At 72.4% G+C, this 16,464-nt stretch carries 13 protein-coding genes; 10 read left to right on the forward strand and 3 right to left on the reverse strand.

What is annotated here, in order from left to right; translation table 11 throughout:
- Positions 1-183: 183 nt before the first annotated feature.
- Entirely contained in the window at positions 184-1,128 is a 945-nt protein-coding gene (locus ACFWP3_RS29435) for a GntR family transcriptional regulator (protein ID WP_384226926.1), read from the reverse strand.
- Positions 1,129-1,588: 460 nt separating this feature from the next.
- Between ACFWP3_RS29435 and ACFWP3_RS29440 the strand changes: the two genes are divergently transcribed.
- The 6 genes from ACFWP3_RS29440 to ACFWP3_RS29465 all read left to right on the forward strand — a co-directional run bounded on the left by ACFWP3_RS29440 (position 1,589) and on the right by ACFWP3_RS29465 (position 10,993).
- The gene (locus tag ACFWP3_RS29440; RefSeq protein WP_384227030.1) at positions 1,589-3,013 is read left to right on the forward strand and encodes a cellulose binding domain-containing protein; all 1,425 of its coding nucleotides are present in this window, start codon (positions 1,589-1,591) and stop codon (positions 3,011-3,013) included.
- A gap of 282 nt (positions 3,014-3,295) precedes the next feature.
- The gene (zwf, locus tag ACFWP3_RS29445) at positions 3,296-4,768 is read left to right on the forward strand and encodes a glucose-6-phosphate dehydrogenase (RefSeq protein ID WP_384226929.1); all 1,473 of its coding nucleotides are present in this window, start codon (positions 3,296-3,298) and stop codon (positions 4,766-4,768) included.
- A gap of 123 nt (positions 4,769-4,891) precedes the next feature.
- Complete coding sequence (locus ACFWP3_RS29450; protein ID WP_384226932.1) at positions 4,892-6,373, forward strand: hypothetical protein; 1,482 nt, start codon at positions 4,892-4,894, stop codon at positions 6,371-6,373.
- A gap of 150 nt (positions 6,374-6,523) precedes the next feature.
- Positions 6,524-7,966 (forward strand): hypothetical protein, encoded by a 1,443-nt coding sequence (locus tag ACFWP3_RS29455; protein WP_384226935.1) that lies wholly within the window; start codon positions 6,524-6,526, stop codon positions 7,964-7,966.
- Positions 7,967-8,384: 418 nt separating this feature from the next.
- Entirely contained in the window at positions 8,385-9,665 is a 1,281-nt protein-coding gene (locus ACFWP3_RS29460; RefSeq protein ID WP_384226937.1) for an AAA family ATPase, read from the forward strand.
- A gap of 122 nt (positions 9,666-9,787) precedes the next feature.
- Positions 9,788-10,993, forward strand: coding sequence for a VWA-like domain-containing protein (locus tag ACFWP3_RS29465; RefSeq protein ID WP_384226940.1), 1,206 nt, complete (start codon positions 9,788-9,790; stop codon positions 10,991-10,993).
- 111 nt (positions 10,994-11,104) lie between these two features.
- Here ACFWP3_RS29465 and ACFWP3_RS29470 read toward each other — a convergent pair whose 3' ends face one another.
- Positions 11,105-11,545 (reverse strand): VOC family protein, encoded by a 441-nt coding sequence (locus ACFWP3_RS29470; protein ID WP_384226943.1) that lies wholly within the window; start codon positions 11,543-11,545, stop codon positions 11,105-11,107.
- Between the two features lie 491 nt (positions 11,546-12,036).
- Between ACFWP3_RS29470 and ACFWP3_RS29475 the strand changes: the two genes are divergently transcribed.
- The 4 genes from ACFWP3_RS29475 (at position 12,037) to ACFWP3_RS29490 (ending at position 15,368) form a co-directional block, all read left to right on the forward strand.
- The gene (locus ACFWP3_RS29475; protein ID WP_384226946.1) at positions 12,037-12,210 is read left to right on the forward strand and encodes a hypothetical protein; all 174 of its coding nucleotides are present in this window, start codon (positions 12,037-12,039) and stop codon (positions 12,208-12,210) included.
- A gap of 101 nt (positions 12,211-12,311) precedes the next feature.
- Positions 12,312-13,823, forward strand: coding sequence for a hypothetical protein (locus ACFWP3_RS29480; protein WP_384226949.1), 1,512 nt, complete (start codon positions 12,312-12,314; stop codon positions 13,821-13,823).
- Positions 13,824-13,918: 95 nt separating this feature from the next.
- A complete protein-coding gene (locus ACFWP3_RS29485) occupies positions 13,919-14,428 on the forward strand; it encodes a GNAT family N-acetyltransferase (RefSeq protein ID WP_384226951.1) in 510 nt (169 codons plus the stop codon).
- Between the two features lie 364 nt (positions 14,429-14,792).
- Positions 14,793-15,368 carry a DinB family protein gene (locus ACFWP3_RS29490; protein WP_384226954.1) on the forward strand — a complete coding sequence of 192 codons (576 nt, stop codon included), beginning with the start codon at positions 14,793-14,795 and terminating at the stop codon, positions 15,366-15,368.
- A 100-nt stretch (positions 15,369-15,468) separates the two neighbouring features.
- On the opposite strand, the gene ACFWP3_RS29495 is transcribed toward ACFWP3_RS29490, so the two are convergent.
- On the reverse strand, positions 15,469-16,401 hold the full coding sequence (locus ACFWP3_RS29495) for an NADP-dependent oxidoreductase (RefSeq protein WP_384226956.1): 933 nt from the start codon (positions 16,399-16,401) through the stop codon (positions 15,469-15,471).
- Positions 16,402-16,464 lie beyond the last annotated feature (63 nt).

The following is a 16,464-nucleotide window of genomic DNA, read 5'->3' on the forward strand; positions in this document are numbered from 1 at the left end:
CAAGTCCCCTTCGACGACGGAGCCCGCGTCACCTACTGGACAACCGCATCCGGCCTCGCCCTGCGCTACATCATGAGCTCCTGACCGACCACCGACCACCGACCACTGATCAGCGACCACCGATCAGCGGGAGCCGGGTCGCGGCGACGTGATCCGGCTGCCGCACCACGTGTACGCCGCCCCTCAGCGTCGGCCCTGCACGTCTCCCAGCGTCGACGCGGCCACCGGGTCGCCATGGACGAAGTCGCCCGGCGGGATGCCCGGATGGTGCCCGTCGGACGGTGTGGCGGGTGCTGCGGGTGCGGTGTCGGCCTGGAGGGTCAGGCGGGACACGATGCGGTAGCGGTCGCCGCGATAGAGCGAGTGGACGTACTCGACGGGCTGCCCCGCGGTGTCGGTGGTCAGCCGTTCGAAGAGGAGGGCGGGCGAGAGCTCCGGTACCTCCAGCAGTTCGGCCTCCGCGCGGGTCACCACGGTGGGCTCGATCGTCTGCGTAGCCTCGTTCACGCGCACGTCGTGGTGCGTGCGCAGATGCTCGTAGAGGTCGCCCTGCTCGAGTTCTCGGGAGGTGAGGCCGGGGACGAGGGCTGCCGGGATGTGCAGGTGCTCGATCGCCATCGGGTAGCCGTCGACCAGCCGCAGCCGGGCCACGTAGACGATCTGCGCGGCGGGGGAGAGGCACAGCCTGCGGCCCACCCGGGCGCCGGCCGGCACGGTCGTGAACTCCAGCAGCCGACTGGCCCAAGCCCCCGAAGCGCGCGGCACGCTGAGCGAGTGGTGCCCGTGGACCAGCTCCTGGGTGATCTTCTCCGGAGCGACGAACACCCCCCGACCGTGCTCGCGGATGAGCACGCCGGCGGCGACCAGCTCGTCGACGGCCGCCCGTAGCGTCGGCCGGGACACCCCGAGTTGCACGCACAGGGCCCGCTCGGAGGGGATCGCGTCCCCCGCCCGACGTTCCTCGACCATCCCCAGCACCGCATCGCGGACCCGCTCGCGCTTGAGTACGCCTCCGGGGCGGATCCCGTCGGAGCCGCCGATCCCAGAACGCGGTACGACGGCAGGCTCTGCCGGCAGCGCCGCGCCCGCCCCGGCCGACCGGGCCGTGCCCGGGCTTCTTTCGCGCATCTGCGTCGTCCCCTCTCCGGCGTCACCACCGCGTACCGCGTACCGCGTCCCGCATCCACCAGTCCTTGGCCGGGTTGGCCACCATCCGGTACTGGTCAGGTGCAGTCTACGAGCTGATTGCGACGTACCGCTGCGAGAGTCGGGCAAAAGGCCGTGGATACAAGGGGGTTGACGGTCGTATTGGTCTATGCCAGTTTCTCTACGCATCAACAGGTCAGTTGTCCAGTGACTCAGTGGTCAGCTCTCTGGTCTGTCGCGGCTCCACGACCTGTGCCGGCTCCACGACCTGTGCCGGCTTCACGTACCCCGCTCCATGCGACGCACAGCGCCCTCCGCATGACATCGCCCCGATCGCACCCCGGAGAGGACCCCCACCGTGACCAGCTCGAACAGCTCACCCGGCCGGACCGGCCCGACCGGCTCACCCGGCCCGACCGGCACCGAGAACCGGACGGCCGGACTGCGCCGCAGCCGCCTGCGGGCCGCCGCCGCGGCAGCCGTCGCCACGGCTCTGGGAGCCGCCGCCCTCGCCGCCCTGCCGGGCACCGCCAGCGCGGCGAGCAGCCTGTCCGTGCAGTATCGCACCAGTGCCACGGGCGCCACCGCCGACCAGAGCGAGCCCTGGTTCAAGGTGAAGAACACCGGCACCACGGCCCTGCCGTTGAGCGAGGTCAAACTCCGCTACTACTTCAAGGCCGACTCGCCCGGCGCCGCCTACCGCTTCGCCTGCTCCTGGGCGGTCAAGGGCTGCGCCAACATCACCGGCACCTTCGGCCGGCTCACCAACCCCACCGACACCGCCGACCGCTACCTGGAGATCGGCTTCACCTCCGGCGCCGGCTCCCTCGCCCCCGGCGCCGACACCGGCGACATGCAGCTGCGCTTCCACCAGTCCAACTGGCAGACGCTGCGGCAGAGCGACGACTACTCCTTCATCGCCGCCCAGACCGCCTACGGCGACTCCACCAAGGTCACCGCCACCCGCGCCGGCACCCTGGTCTGGGGCACCGCCCCCGCGGGCAACACCCCCACGGACCCGCCGACCACACCGCCGCCCACCACGCCCCCGCCCGGCGGCTCCGGATCGCTCTGGGACGACTTCACGTACACGGCCCACACCGATCCGAAGATCTCCGCCAACGGCTGGTCGGTGCGCTCCAACGCGGGCGGCCCGGGCGTTCCCGGCGCCACCTGGGACCCCTCCAACGTGACCTTCTCCACCAGCGGCGGCAACACCGTCATGACCCTGGAGACCTCCACCAACGGCACGGCCTCGGGCACCGAACACACCGAAGTCCTCACCAAGGCAACCAAGTTCAAGAACGGAACGTACGCGGCCCGCGTCAAGTTCAGCGACGCCCCCAGGTCCGGCCCCGACGGCGACCGCATCGTCCAGACCTTCTTCACCATCAACGACCTCAAGGCCCCGATGGCCGACGACTACGCCGAGTACGACTTCGAGTACCTCCCCAACGGTGGCTGGGGCGAGCCGTCCAACATCCTCTACACGACCTCCTGGGAGACCTACAACCCGGACCCGTGGCAGGCGGTCAACGCCCACACCGAGAGCCGCCAGAGCTACGCGGGCTGGCACGACCTCGTCGTCACCATCGACAACAACGCCATCACGTACTACGTCGACGGGCAGCCCTTCGGCACCCACGACGCCTCCTACCTCCCGGAACGCCCCATGTCGATCAACTTCAACCAGTGGCTGATCGACCTCAACGGCCAGACGTCCACCACCCCCCGCGCGTACGAGCAGCAGGTCGACTACGTCCTCCACGTCAAGGACCAGGTGCTGACCCCCGCCCAGGTCAACGCCAAGATCGCGGCGTACCGGTCGGCGGGCACCGCCTTCGAGGACACCGTGCCCACGAGCTGAACCGCACCTGCGGGCGGCACCCCGAAGCCGGGCTGCCGCCCGCAGCCGCGCCGTAGGCCGGACGGGGGAAACGGTTCCCGGTTTCGGCGTCTGCGGCAGCGCCTGGCGCGACCGGGCTCGGCGGACCGGTCCGGGCCCGTCCGGGTGGGCCCGGATGCCGGATCGGGCGGGGGCGGGCACAGTGGGCTGGAGGACGCACGGTCGCCGCCATGACGGCGGACGCGGCGCAGAGCCCGGGCCGTGCCGGTGCAGCGCTCAGGCGCCGACGAGTGAGGATGCCCGATGGTCGAGCCTGCCCAGTCTCCCGAGCAGTCTCCCGAGCCCCCGGCGGACCACGTCATCGTGCTGTTCGGCGCCACGGGCGACCTGGCCCGGCGCAAGCTGCTGCCCGGACTGTTCCACCTGGCACGCGCGGGACTGATGCCGCGGCGCTACCGCATCGTCGGTACCGCTCCCGCGGCGGAGGCGCTCACCGATCAGGAGTTCCGGACGCACGCGCGACAGGCCGTGGAGCAGTTCGGGCGTTCGAAGCCCGAGGGCCCGGCCTGGGAGGCGTTCGAAGCCGCCCTGTCGTTCGGCGCGGCCGACACGGGAGCGGCGGACCCGCTGATCGCAGCGGTGCGGGCGGCCGAGACGGCCCTCGGGGGAGAGCCGCGCCGCCTCTTCCACCTCGCCGTGCCCCCCGTCGCCTTCACCTCGATGATCGACCTGCTCGGCGCCACGGGGCTCGCCGGCAACGGCCGGGTCATCGTCGAGAAGCCCTTCGGCACCGACCTCGCGTCCGCCCGCGCGCTCAACGCCGCCATCCACCGCGTGTTCGACGAGTCACGGGTGTTCCGGATCGACCACTTCCTCGGGAAGGAAGCCGTCGACAACGTCCTGGCCCTCCGTTTCGCCAACGGTCTCTTCGAGCCGCTGTGGAACCGGGAGCACATCAGCCACGTACAGATCGACGTCCCCGAGCACATCGACATCCAGGGCCGCGCCCGCTTCTTCGAGGGCACCGGAACCTTCCGCGACATGGTCGTCACCCACCTGTTCCAGCTGCTCGGCTTCGTCGCCATGGAACCGCCGGTCGTGCTGGAGGCGGACGCGCTCCGCGACGAGCAGGTCAAGGTCTTCCGCAGCATGCGCGCCCTGGACCCCGCGCACGTCGTCCGCGGCCAGTACACCGGATACCGCGACGAGCAGGGCGTGGATCCGGCATCGGACACGGAGACGTTCGTGGCGCTGCGGGTCGGGATCGACAACTGGCGCTGGGCGGGGGTGCCCTTCCACCTGCGCACGGGAAAGGCCCTGGCCGAGGGCCGGCACGTCGTGACGCTCGGCCTGCGAGAGCCGGTCCTGCGGATGTTCCCGCTGGACGCGCGGGCCGCCGCCGACGGCCGGAGCAACGAACTCGTCATCGACTTCGACGATCCGGGCTCCATCACCGCCCGCTTCCTGGTGAAGGAGCCGGGGCCGTCGATGCAGCTGGCCGACGGCGACATGGTCTTCAACTACGGCACCTCGTTCGCCGCGCAGAACTCGCTGGAGGGCTACGAGCACCTCCTCTTGGAGGCCATGCGCGGCAACCAGTCCTTCTTCACCCGCTCCGACGGCGTCGAACGACTCTGGGAGGTGGCCGCCCCGCTGCTCGACGCCCCGCCGGCGGTCGAACCGTACGCACCCGGGAGCTGGGGGCCGGACCGTATCGATGCGCTCGTCGCGCCGTACCGCTGGCATCTGCCCGACCGGCGGGCGCGAGGCCGGTGACACGGACCGGCCCGGGGTGCAGAATCGAACGGGTGACACCGGGCGGGGGCCCGGACCGGGGGCGGGGGAGTACCTATGGGCCGGGCATGGCGTTGGGGACTGGCGATACTCGCGGCGTCATGCGTGCTGTGGTACGCCTCCTACTACACGACGATCGCGGTGTGGGAGCTGCGCAAGCTCTTCGCCTGGTTCGCGCTTCCCCTGCTGCTCGTGGCGTGCTGCGTCGCGGCCGGGGTGGCGGTGCGGTGGATCCGCAGGCGCGCGGGTCGTACCGGGGGCGGCGGGAACACGGCCATCGTCCTGGGGTGGTTCGGTGGTGTGTTCGGTATCGCGCTCGCCGTCGGCTGGCTGGTGTACGGGGCCTACCTGCAAGACCGCGCGTACATGGCCACTGCGCAGATCGTGACCGAGCCGGTGCCCGGGCTGTCGGCCCGCTCCCCGTATGTGGTCGGCAAGGCGCAGGCCGCCCCGCATCTGGGCGATGTCACCGGTGAGATCTCCGACATCACCTACCTGCCCGACTCGGACCGCTTCGGCGCCTTGGTCGAGCGGCGCGGCTGGCTCGCCGGCTACGAGGTGGGCCTCGTACAGGAGGTCCCCCTGGGCGGCAGCGGCCGCAGCCAGGAGCGCTGTCCGTTCGACGTGGAGAAGGCGGGTGCCCGGATCAGCGGGTGGTTCAACCACAATCTCGGCCGGAAGATCTCAGCCGTGCAGCGCTGGGTCCGCTTCGAGGCCGACGACGCCTACGTGACCTGCTCGAACGGCACGCCGGTCGTGGTCGTCCCCCTCAAGCGGCAGACCGGGTTCCTCGTCGTCACCGAACGCCCCGCCGGCGTGGCCCTCTACGACGGCACGACCGGCAAGCTGACGATCACCACCGACACCTCCGCCGTCCCCGGCCCGTCCTACCCGCTGAGTCTCGCCGCCCGCCAGCGCGAGGGCACGGCCGCGGTGGGCGGCTTCAGCGACTGGTGGTTCGAGCGCAGCGGTTGGGACGCCTCCGAGGACGGCGCCAACGAGGGCAACGAGTCCGAGTTCACGCTCCGGTACAACGGCGCCGCCGGAAGCAGCGCCTACGTCACCCCCCTCACCCCCCAGGGCGAGGCCAGCTCGGTGGTCGCCGTCTCGACGGTGCCCACCCGCCACCAGGGCGGCGGCCTCGCGCCCATGACCATCCGCCGCCTCGATCCGGCCTGGTCCTCGCCGAAGGCCCTCGTCGCGCTCATCAAGGCCGAGTACCGGGACGTCTGCTGCTACAACGACGACCAGGTCTTCGAGGTCGTCCCGACCGGAGGCAGTACGTGGACGGCCACCGTCGGCAGCGAGCAGAACATCCGCTACCGCGTCGAGGGCAGGGGCCCGGTCGACGGCCGCGAGGCCACCTGCCTCAAGGCCGCCGACGGCGTCCTCATCCGCTGCGCGTACGCGGCGCCAGGCTCTCCCGAGGAGCAGGAACTCAAACGCCGGGAGCAGCAGAAGCAACAGACCGGCGCCGCGAAGGGCGGAGGCGCTACGAGCGACCTCACGGGCCTGACCGACGAGCAACTGGCCGACCTCCAGCGCCGCCTGGGCGATGAGTTCGTCCGCCGGCTGAAGAGCGGCTGACGTTTGTTGATCCATCGTACCGACACCGGCCACAGCGCCCGGCCTCACGGTTTGTGGCTGACAGATGATCCGGAAGCTGCTTATGATGCCGGTGATGAACAACTTCCCCTCTTTCGGATTGGGGGAATCGTCCACGCAAGGTGAGTGCTGATGGCACTTCACTTCGTGGAACCGATTCCCGCCCACCTGCTGATGTGGCAGCGCGTACGCGATTACGCCGTGCCACCGTCCATGATCGAGAACGCGACCGCGCGCCGTGCGGCCGGAGACTGGGCCGGCGCCTGCGCCGCCGCCCGGATCGACGTCGATCTCGATCTGCGCGCCGTGCGCGACAGCCACGGCACCCACCTCGCCACCCGCCTCCGGGCCGATCTGCGCCGCCTGGCGCCGGATCTGCTGCGCTGGCACATGCCCCGGATCGCCCCCGACGGGCGGCTCCGGCCCGGACTCACCCTTGCGCTGGCCCGCTACGGCGACCCGGGCGACGCGGGACCGCAGCTCGTCGTGCGGACGCCGCCCGCCTGGGCGGACGCCGGCCAGCGGATGTCCCTGACCCTTTGGGACGATTCGCGCGACGGTGCACCGGAGCACCACCCGCATCCCCATCCCGACCGGCGGTTCCGCCTCGACCTGCACCGCCACCTGTGGGACGCCACGCGCAGCGCCGAGCTGGCACACAGGTGCGGCGCGGACGCACCGTACCGGCCCGCCGAGCACGATCCCTCGTGGCCGCCGGACCACTGGGCCCACGAGGCGGAACTGCTCCTGCGGGCCGAAGGCCGACCTCGCGGGGCTCTCACCGTACGGCTCGGTGCACGCAGACACTCCGTACTCGAACTCGTCGCCCCCGACGACAGCCATGCCCCGGTCCTCCGGCCGGTACGGGAGGCGCCGGCGCCGCAGCAGATCACGGCGCTCCCGGTGCTCCCGGAGGCCGCCGTCCGGAGCCATCCTGACCTGGAGCTGCTGCGGGCCGGCCTGCTCCGTGCCGAACGGCTCCATCCGCTGGTCGCGGCAGCGCTGTGCGCTCCCGGAATCGCGGGCACCGCATCGGGTCCGGTGGCGTTGCCAGGCCCCGCAAGGCCGGCGTACGACTCGGCCCCGGGGCCCACGGATCCGCATCGGGTCGAGTGCCTGGGGGAGGTCCACCGGATCGCGCTGCGCAACGGCAGGCTGGCGGCGGTCGATCATGATCCGGCCCAACTGGCCCGTGAGGAACTGCTCATGGCGCTCGGTGGGCCCGGACTGCCCTGCCTCAGGGCGATCGACACGGTGCACCGCAGCCCCGAGGCGCTGCCCGCCGTCCGTGAGCGGCTCGGCCACGGCGACGTGACCGGGGCCCTGGCCGTGGTCGAAGGACTGCTCGGCCCTGGAGCCGTCCTGCGCGAAGGGCCGTTGCGCGAAGCGCTGGAAGCGGCTGTGGCCGGTCGCGTCGACCACGGGCTCTTCCGCTCGGGCCTGGTACCGGTGCATCCCGCCGCGGCCGCGACGGGCGGCAGGGGCCACCGGCCACGGCTCGATCACCGTCTGCCGGGGGAGATGCGCCGCAAGCAGGGCAGCCGTTCCCGGCCCCGGACCGGCCTGAACCGCTGACGGCCCGCAGGTCCGCAGGCCGGCAGGCCCGCAGGCCCGCAGACCGGCAGGCCGGCAGGGCCGCAGGCGGGCAGGCCCGCAGACCGGCAGGCCGGCAGGGCCGCAGACCGGCAGGCCGGCAGGGCCGCAGGCCGGCAGGGCCGCAGGCGGGCAGGTCCGCAGGTCGGCAGGCCCGCGCCGGCAGGCCCGCGTTCCGCGGGCCCGGTCTGGCCTGGCGCACGGCCTCGTCCGACCGCCCCCGTACCCGAACCACACCCACCACCGACCGGACCTGAACCGGACCAGCCCCGGCCACCGGACGCCGACCTCCGCAGGTCCTGTGCGTACCGCACCTACGGCGCCCACGCCCCCGTGCGCCGCCGAACGACGACGACATCCGGGACGGCCTCCCGTCCCCCAACACACCCAGGTGATGCCCATGACCTCGAACACCGTCCTTTCCCTGCCCGTGCCCGTGCCGCCCCCGGCCGACCGTGCACAGCTCTCCCTCGCCGACAACCTCCTGACCCTCCTGCGCACGACCACGACCGAACCGCGACGCGACGAGCAGCTGGAGGCGCTCACCCTGGCCGTCGCGGCCGACCTGCCCGTACTGCTCTGGGGCGAGCCCGGCATCGGCAAGACGGCCGCGCTGACCCAGCTCGCCGCCTCCCTCGCCCTGCCGCTGACGACCGTGATCGCCAGCGTCCACGAGCCGACCGACTTCTCCGGGCTGCCCATCGTGGGCGAGGACCCGGCAGCCAACGGCGTGCCCATGGCCCCGCCGCAGTGGGCCGTGGAGCTGGTGCGCGCCGGGCGGGGGCTGCTCTTCCTCGACGAACTGTCCACCGCCACCCCCGCCGTGCAGGCGGCACTGCTGCGGGTCGTCCTGGAGCGGAAGGTCGGCGCGCTGCAACTGCCGCCCGGCGTACGGATCGTGGCCGCGGCCAATCCGCGTGCGTCGGCCGCGGACGGCTGGGAGCTGAGCCCGCCGCTCGCGAACCGGTTCGTGCACCTGTACTGGGTGCACGACCGGGAGGTGGTGGTGCGCGGTCTCGGCGGGGTCTGGCCGCGCGCGGAACTGCCCCGGCTCGACCCGGCGGGACTGCCGGAGGCGGTGGCGTTCGCCCGCCAAGCGGTCTGCGGCTTCCTGAACGCCCGGCCGAACCTGATCCACCGGCTGCCGACCACCGAGACGCGGCGCGGTGGCGCCTGGCCCTCGCCGCGCAGCTGGGAGGCCGCGATGACCCTGCTCGCCTTCGGCACGGCGGCTTCCGTCTCCCGGGACGTGCTGGCGCTGCTGGTCCGGGGCGCCGTCGGGGACGGGCCCGGCCTCGAACTGCTCGCCCACATCGACCGTATGGAGCTGCCCGACCCGGAATCGCTGCTCGCCGACCCGGCCGCTGCCGAACTGCCCGAGCGCGGCGACCTGCGCCAGGCCGCGCTGGAAGCCGTGGTCGCCGCCGTCGGGGCGCGCCCGGAGCGGGAGCGCTGGGAGGCGGGCTGGGCGGTGCTGGTCAGGGCCCTGGAGACCGGCGCGCCGGATCTGCTGGTCGCCCCTGCCAAGGCGCTGGCCGCGCTGCGCCGCGACGGCTGGGAGGTCCCGGAGACCGTCGAGCGCCTCGCCGCCGTGGTCGGGCTCGCCCGGCGGGCGGAGGACTCGGTGGCCCGTACCGCGGCGGCCGCCGGCGCCAAGAGCACGGCGGGTGGGCGCCGATGAGCAGGACCGTGAAGCAGCCGAGGCCGCGTCCGCTGCCGCGCCCCATGTCCCCGCCCCCGGCGCCGCGGCCGGTGCAAGCCGCAGCTCCCGGAGACGTGACAGGCCCCGTGATCCCGTTGGACATGGACAAGCTGCTGGCGGCGCGGCTGTACGCGGTCGCCGTCCGCCCGTACCTCGCCGGTGCGCTCTTCGCGCTCCACGTGGTGGAGGACCGGTCGGTGCCGACCATGGCGGTCGACGCCCACTGGCGCTGCTACGTCAGCCCGTCCTTCGTGGCCCGCACTCCCCTGGAGGAACTGGCGGGCGTCTGGGTGCACGAGGTGTCCCACCTGCTGCGGGACCACCACGAACGCAGCGCGCGGTACGCCCGGGAGCACGGCGAACAAGGACCGGGACAGCGGCTGCGGCAGAACGTCGCGGCCGACTTCGAGATCAACGACGACGTCTACGGCGATGGCCTGCCGAAGCCGGCGGGGGTCGTGCTCCCGGCGATGCTGGGCCTGCCCGACGGGCTGCTGATGGAGGAGTACCTGCGGCGGTTCTCGATGGCGGGCCGCACACCACGGCTGGCCTGGCTGGACTGCGGCAGCGGCGCCGACGGGCACGCGCGGCCCTGGGAGCTGGGGCCCGAAGGGGCGCACGGCCTGAGCCGGCAGCAGCGCGACGCCGTGCGCTTCCGGGTTGCCGAGGCGATCACCGGCCGGCCCGGGGATGCTCCGGAGGGGTGGCGGCGTTGGGCGGACGAGGCGTTCCACCCTCCGCAACCGTGGCGGCAGTTGCTCGGCGCGGCGCTCCGCGCGGCCGCGGGCGCGCCGGGGGCGGGCGAGGACCACAGCTACCGGCGCCCGTCCCGCCGCTCCGCCGGCGTCCCCGGCGTCGTGCTGCCGAGCCTGCGCCGGATGCCGCCCCGGGTCTGCGTGGTGATCGACACCTCCGGGTCGGTGAGCGACGCAGAGCTGGGCGGCGCGCTGCTGGAGGTCGCGGCGATCTCACGGGCGGTGGGCGGGAGGCGCGACCTCGTCTCGGTGATCTCCTGCGACGCGGCCGCGGGCGTCGCCGTACCGCTGTGCCGGGCCGAGAACCTCGAACTGATCGGCGGCGGGGGCACGGACCTGCGGTCCGGCTTCGCTCGGGCGCTGCGCTCCCGTCCCCGTCCGGACGTCATCGTCGCCCTGACGGACGGGCAGACGCCCTGGCCCTCCGCGCAGCCGTCCTGTCGCACGGTCGTCGGCCTCTTCCCCCGTCCTCCCCGCACCGTGAACGAGGAGGATCCGGACTACGTCCCCGACGCCCCGCCCGCGTGGGCGCGCGTCGTCCACATCGGCTGAGCGGGGCCGCCGGGGCGGGTTCGCTCCGGTCGCGGATCGCAGCTGCGCTCAGCCGTCCGCGTACGGCCGCCCGGCCCGTCGGCCGTACGAACTCAGCGCAGTTGCTCGGCCTCAGCGCAGTTGCTCGGCCAGCCCGACGATGATGCCCTCCGGGCCGCGCACGTAGCACAGCAAATAGCTGTCGTCGTACCGGGCGATCTCGCCGAGGAGTTCGGCACCGTGCGGGCGCAGGCGGGCGACGGTGTCCTCGAGGTCGTCGACGGCGAACATGACGCGGTGCGTGCCCAGCACGTTGTGCGGCCGGTCGCGCGGACCGGCGCTGATTACCGCGGGGCTGCGGTACCTCGCCAGCTCGAGCCGGCTGCGTCCGTCCGGGGTCCGCACCATCGCGATGTCACAGTGCACGCCTTCGAGGCCGGTGCACTGGTCGGCGACGAGGCCCTCGACCTCCGCCCTGCCCTCCAGCTCCATACCGAGTTCCACGAAGAACGCGATGGCGGCCTCCATGTCCTCGACGACGATGCCGACGTTGTCCATCCGCTGAATCGCCATGCTGGTGTTTCCTTCCTTCTCGTACCGCCGGCGGGGGCCGCTGACGTCCGGGGGACGGGGCCGGTGGCCCGTTCTCGATATCCTCGACCACCGGACTCCGAAGAATTCGGATCACGCCTCACTACCACCCCAGCAGACTTGCTTGATCCGGACGAGGCGATCGCCGTGTTGGAGCGGGCCGTTCCCGGACTGGTGGCTCACCGCCGGTCGGAGTCGGCCGAGGTTGACTGGACTGTGTTCGAGGACGGCCTCGGCACCACCCTGCCCGCCGACGCCAAGCGCCTGGCCGAGCGGTATCCCGCGTTCACGCTCGACGACTTCCTCCTCGTCGGCCTCCCCGACCCGGGCTTGGAGATCTACCGCTTGCGGGTCATGCGCGAAGAGAAGAGCGGGACTGGTGGGACTCCGATGACGCCGCCGACCTGCGCCTCCCGTATCCGGCACCTGGTGGCTTGCTGCCCTGGGCCGAGTCAGCCGAGGGAGACCGGTTCTTGTGGAGCTCCATCGAGCACGGCCCGGAGCAGTGGCGGGTCACCGTCGCGTCCCGGAACGGGGGCTGGTGGCACTACGAAGGCGGAGCCGTACAGTTCCTGGCCGAGCTCTGTGACGGAACGCTGGAACCGTGGGCACTGCCCCCGGTCCGCCCCGAGGTCACCGATTCCTGAGGTTCTGCTCTGCGATGCGCAGGGCCATGGGGCAGAGGGAAGCGGGTAGCCCAGCCAGGTGAGGGGACGTGGGCATGCCGGCTCGGTGGCAGGATGGCGCGGTGTCCGACTCTCTCCCTGACTCTCTCCCCGAACAGTGGCTGCGCGGCCTCGCCTTCAACACGGCGGCGCCCGCCGACGTACTGATACGTCTCCTGGACGAAGCCGCCGGTGAGGCCGGCCTGCTGATGTGCGAGGGCCGCGACCTGCCCGACGCAGTCATCGACGCGGCCCTCCGCCACCCGGTCGAGCCCATCCGCCGCGCCCTCGCCCGCAACCCGTACGTCGACCCCGTACGACTCGCTCCCCTGGCATCGGACCCCTCGGGACTCGTCCGTGCCCACCTCGCCCGCGGCCCCCGGCCCGGGCCCCGGCGGCTCCGGACCCTGCCGGCCGACATCCTCGTCACCTTCCTGACCGCCCGGGACGGAGGCGAGGACGGCAGGGTCAGCGAACACGACATCGTCGGGGAGCTCTGGTCCTCCCGGCAGATCCCGCTGTCCTTTCCGCAGGACATGGCCGGTCACGACCACCCCGCACTCCGTCTGTACGCCGCCTTCCAGTGGCAGTCGCTCACCGCCGCGCAGCAGCGAGCCCTGCTCGACGACCCGGACCCCGCCGTACGGGAAGCAGCCGGGAAGGGGAATCGGCAGCTGGACCCGGAGGCGGTGGAGGCCGAGCTCCCGCCCATCGGATCACGCCACGCGATGTCCGTACTCTGCAGCTGTGCCCTGTCATCCGCGGTCGTCGAGCAGTGCTTCGCCGCCGACACGGTGTACCCGCTGGCCGTGAACCGCCATACCCCGGCCGACGCCCTCGCCCGGCTCGCCCGCCACCCCGACGCAGAGATCCGCAGGCTGGTCGCCACCCGGCCCGACCTGGGACCGGCGGCGGCGGAGCTGAGGCAGGATCCGGACGAGGACGTGCGGATGCGTGCCCGGCTCCAGCCCTCCATCCGTACCTGGGCCGCATTCGAGGAGGTCCGCAAGGCCGTCGATCACGGGCTCGACTGCACCTGCCCGATCACGCAGCCGGCCACCGAGCCGCCGCCCGACTGGTACGCCGCATGCGCGGTGTCGGCGGAGCCGGTGCTGCGCCGGGTTGCGGCGGGTTGGCCCGGCCTGCCCGCGGAACTCGTCGGGACACTGGCGCTGGACGATGACGAGGCGGTACGGGTCCGGCTGGCCTGCCACCACCCGCTGGCTCCGCCGCACCTCCTCCTCGACGTCTTCGTCACCCGCCCGGCCCACCGCCCGCACCTGCTGACCCTGCCCGCGTTCCCCCGCACCGGCCGCACCCACCTCATCGGCCACCCGGACCCCGAGGTACGCGCCCTGGCCGCAGCCGACCCCGCCTTCCCCGAACCTCCGCTGCAGGACCCCGACGACGCGGTACGCCGCGCAGCCGCCGCCAACCCGACCCTGACACCGAAGACCCTGGAAACCCTCCTCACCGACCTCCGCACCGCAGAGGGCGCCGCGGCCAACCCGTCCCTCCCCGTCCCCCGCATGCACGCCCTCCTCGACCACTGCCTGAACGCCCCCACCACCCGGCCGCCGGCGGCCCGACGCTGAGCGACGACCTCTCGGACGCCGGCTTCCACGACCGCGAGGTCTCAGGTACTCAAAAGGATTCGCTGATCAACAGCTCGGTGCATAGCTTGGTCTCCATGATCAGCTTTGGACTTTCTGACGGCGCGGGGCGACGTGTCGTCCTGCACGAGGTGAACGACGAGAACTGGCGCGCTGTCGCGGACGTCGCTCCGCTGGACGAACAGCGGCTGTACGTGCCCGCGTTGGCGGCCCGCTACCTGCTCCTGTCTACGAGGGAGGGCGTCTGGCACTCGCTGGCGGTCTGCGCCGATGACACGGTGGTGGGCCACATCATGTGGGGCCGTGACGACGACGGCTCGTACTGGCTCGGTGGCATGCTGATCGATGGCAGCCAGCAGGGCAGGGGAGTCGGGCGGGCGGCCGTGCAAACCCTGATGAAGTGGCTGGCCCGGCGTGAGGACTGCCGGGAACTCCGCCTGTCGTACCACCCGGACAACACTCCGGCCGCCCGGCTGTACGCCTCGCTCGGCTTCCAGCCGACGGAGGACTCTTCCGGAGACGAAGTCGTGGCCCGCCTGCCCGTGCTCGACGACCATCCGACGGCTCTGAACTCCCCGGCGTCCTGACGGGGTGAGAACGCCAAGGGAGCGAGCGGGCAGAACCGCGCCGGCCCTCGGCAGTTGACCGCGGGAGTCGCAGGTCCACCCGTCGGCATGTCGAAGCCGCCGGCGTCCTCGCGGTCGGTGCCGCCTGGGGTTACACCGGTCCCGCGCACGCCCGCCACGCCCCCGACCTCCTACTCGACCACCTCACCCACGCTCCACACGTCCTCCGCCACCTCACCTGCGTGCGCGGCCCCCTGAGCTGCATCGACCACCCGCAGGACTGAGCGGACGAGGGGGCCGGGACGTCGGTCGGCCGGCCGGCCGTCGGCCGGCCCGGATCCGATATCCAGTGGCGGACGGAGCCGCTGGGCACCACGATGCGATCATGGACTCAGGAGAGCGCGACAACGACGCAGCGGTAACCCGGTGGACCCCTTCCACCATCTACCCCGACATGTGGGTCGACCCGGACGAGGACCCGCGCGAGACCGAAGCGGAGACGGTCGACGAACGCGGCACGCTGCTGGAGAGCCTGCGCCACTTCCGACTCACCATCGAGATGAAGTGTGCGGGCCTGGATGCCGAACAGATGGCCCGGCGCTCCGTACCGCCGTCCACGATGTCCATGCTGGGACTGGTGAGGCACATGGCCGAGGACGAACGGCACTTCCGCCGGATGGCCGGGGAGGACTTGCCCAGGATCTACCGCACCGCCGAAGACCGTGACGGCGACTGGAACGGCGCGGTCGCCGATCCGGCGGTCGTGGCGGATGCGTGGCGGCAGTGGCGGGCCGAGAGCGAGGTGACCGACCGCTTCATCGCCGGCTTCGCCGACCTCGGCACGCGGACCGGGGAGGCGCCCCTGCGCGAGATCCTGGTGGCACAGATCACCGAGTACGCGCGGCACTGCGGCCACGCGGACCTGCTGCGCGAGCGGATCGACGGCCGTGTAGGCCAGTGATCCGATGTCGGCGCAGGGATGCACCTGCCTCTGCCTCCTGGCGGACCCTCACCAAGCTCCGTACCGGAGGCTCCTCTGCGTGCTCACTGGCCGCCCGGGCTCAAGGGATGAGGATGACCTTGCCTCGGATCCGTCCGGCTTCGCTGAGGCGGTGGACGTCCGCAAGGTCGGCCAGTGGCCGTGAGTCGCTGATGTCGATGCCGAGCGCTCCCGCGTCGACGAGTTCCACGAGCGCCGCGAGATGTGCGACATCGTTGCGGGCGACCATGTGCACCGCACGCACCTCGGCGTCGGCGGCCGGCTCGATCGGGCTGGCGATCGAGACGATCCTCCCGCCCGGCCGCACCAGAGGCGCCAGAGCCGCGGCCTCCGGCGGGCTCAGCGGGACCAGGTTCAGCAGAGTGTCCACCGGACCGTCGAGTGCGGTGCCCAGCGGCCCGGCGGTGTAGTCGATCACCTGGTCCGCCCCCTGGCGCAGCACCGCTTCGGTGCTCCGGGGACCGGCCGTGGCTATCACCTCCGCCCCCGCGTGCTTGGCCAACTGCGTCACGAAGCCTCCGACGCCGCCGCCCGCACCGTTCACCAGCACGCGCTGGCCGGCGGCTGCCTTCCCGTGTTCGAGCACGGCCTGCCAGGCCGTCAGACCGGCCACGGGAAGGGCCGCAGCGTGCGCGAGGGGCACGGAGACCGGCGCCGCGACCAACAACGCGGCAGGCACACGTACGTACTCGGCAGCCGCACCCCCGCCATCGAACCGCCCGATGACCCGGTCACCGACAGCGAATCCCTCCACCCCCGCTCCGATCTCGGCCACGGTGCCGGCGACGTCCCAGCCGAGCGTGTAGGGCAGGTCCAGGGTGAAGAACGACTGCAACAGGCCGGCTCGGAGAGCGGCCTCGGTGGGATTGAACGAGGTCGCGGCGATACGGACAAGCACTTCGTCCGAGCCGGGCCGTGGGCGGGGGACGGCGTCGTAGCGGATCACAGAGGCGTCGCCGTACTCGTGGATGCGCGCGGTCTTCATCATCGTCATGCCGCAAACGTAGGACCGCACATGAAGACGATCCATGCGTCAAACTGCCCAGTTCATGCGCGT

It is taken from the genome of Streptomyces sp. NPDC058525 (assembly GCF_042719495.1).
Taxonomy (GTDB): Bacteria; Actinomycetota; Actinomycetes; order Streptomycetales; family Streptomycetaceae; genus Streptomyces.

Excerpts from the sequence above, each read along its gene's own strand:
- zwf (WP_384226929.1), top strand. The coding sequence starts at position 3,296 with ATGGTCGAGCCTGCCCAGTCTCCCGAGCAGTCTCCCGAGCCCCCGGCG.
- ACFWP3_RS29490 (WP_384226954.1), top strand. The coding sequence starts at position 14,793 with ATGGACTCAGGAGAGCGCGACAACGACGCAGCGGTAACCCGGTGGACC.
- ACFWP3_RS29485 (WP_384226951.1), top strand. The coding sequence starts at position 13,919 with ATGATCAGCTTTGGACTTTCTGACGGCGCGGGGCGACGTGTCGTCCTG.
- ACFWP3_RS29435 (WP_384226926.1), bottom strand. The coding sequence starts at position 1,128 with ATGCGCGAAAGAAGCCCGGGCACGGCCCGGTCGGCCGGGGCGGGCGCG.
- ACFWP3_RS29460 (WP_384226937.1), top strand. The coding sequence starts at position 8,385 with ATGACCTCGAACACCGTCCTTTCCCTGCCCGTGCCCGTGCCGCCCCCG.
- ACFWP3_RS29470 (WP_384226943.1), bottom strand. The coding sequence starts at position 11,545 with ATGGCGATTCAGCGGATGGACAACGTCGGCATCGTCGTCGAGGACATG.
- ACFWP3_RS29455 (WP_384226935.1), top strand. The coding sequence starts at position 6,524 with ATGGCACTTCACTTCGTGGAACCGATTCCCGCCCACCTGCTGATGTGG.
- ACFWP3_RS29495 (WP_384226956.1), bottom strand. The coding sequence starts at position 16,401 with ATGACGATGATGAAGACCGCGCGCATCCACGAGTACGGCGACGCCTCT.
- ACFWP3_RS29465 (WP_384226940.1), top strand. The coding sequence starts at position 9,788 with ATGGACAAGCTGCTGGCGGCGCGGCTGTACGCGGTCGCCGTCCGCCCG.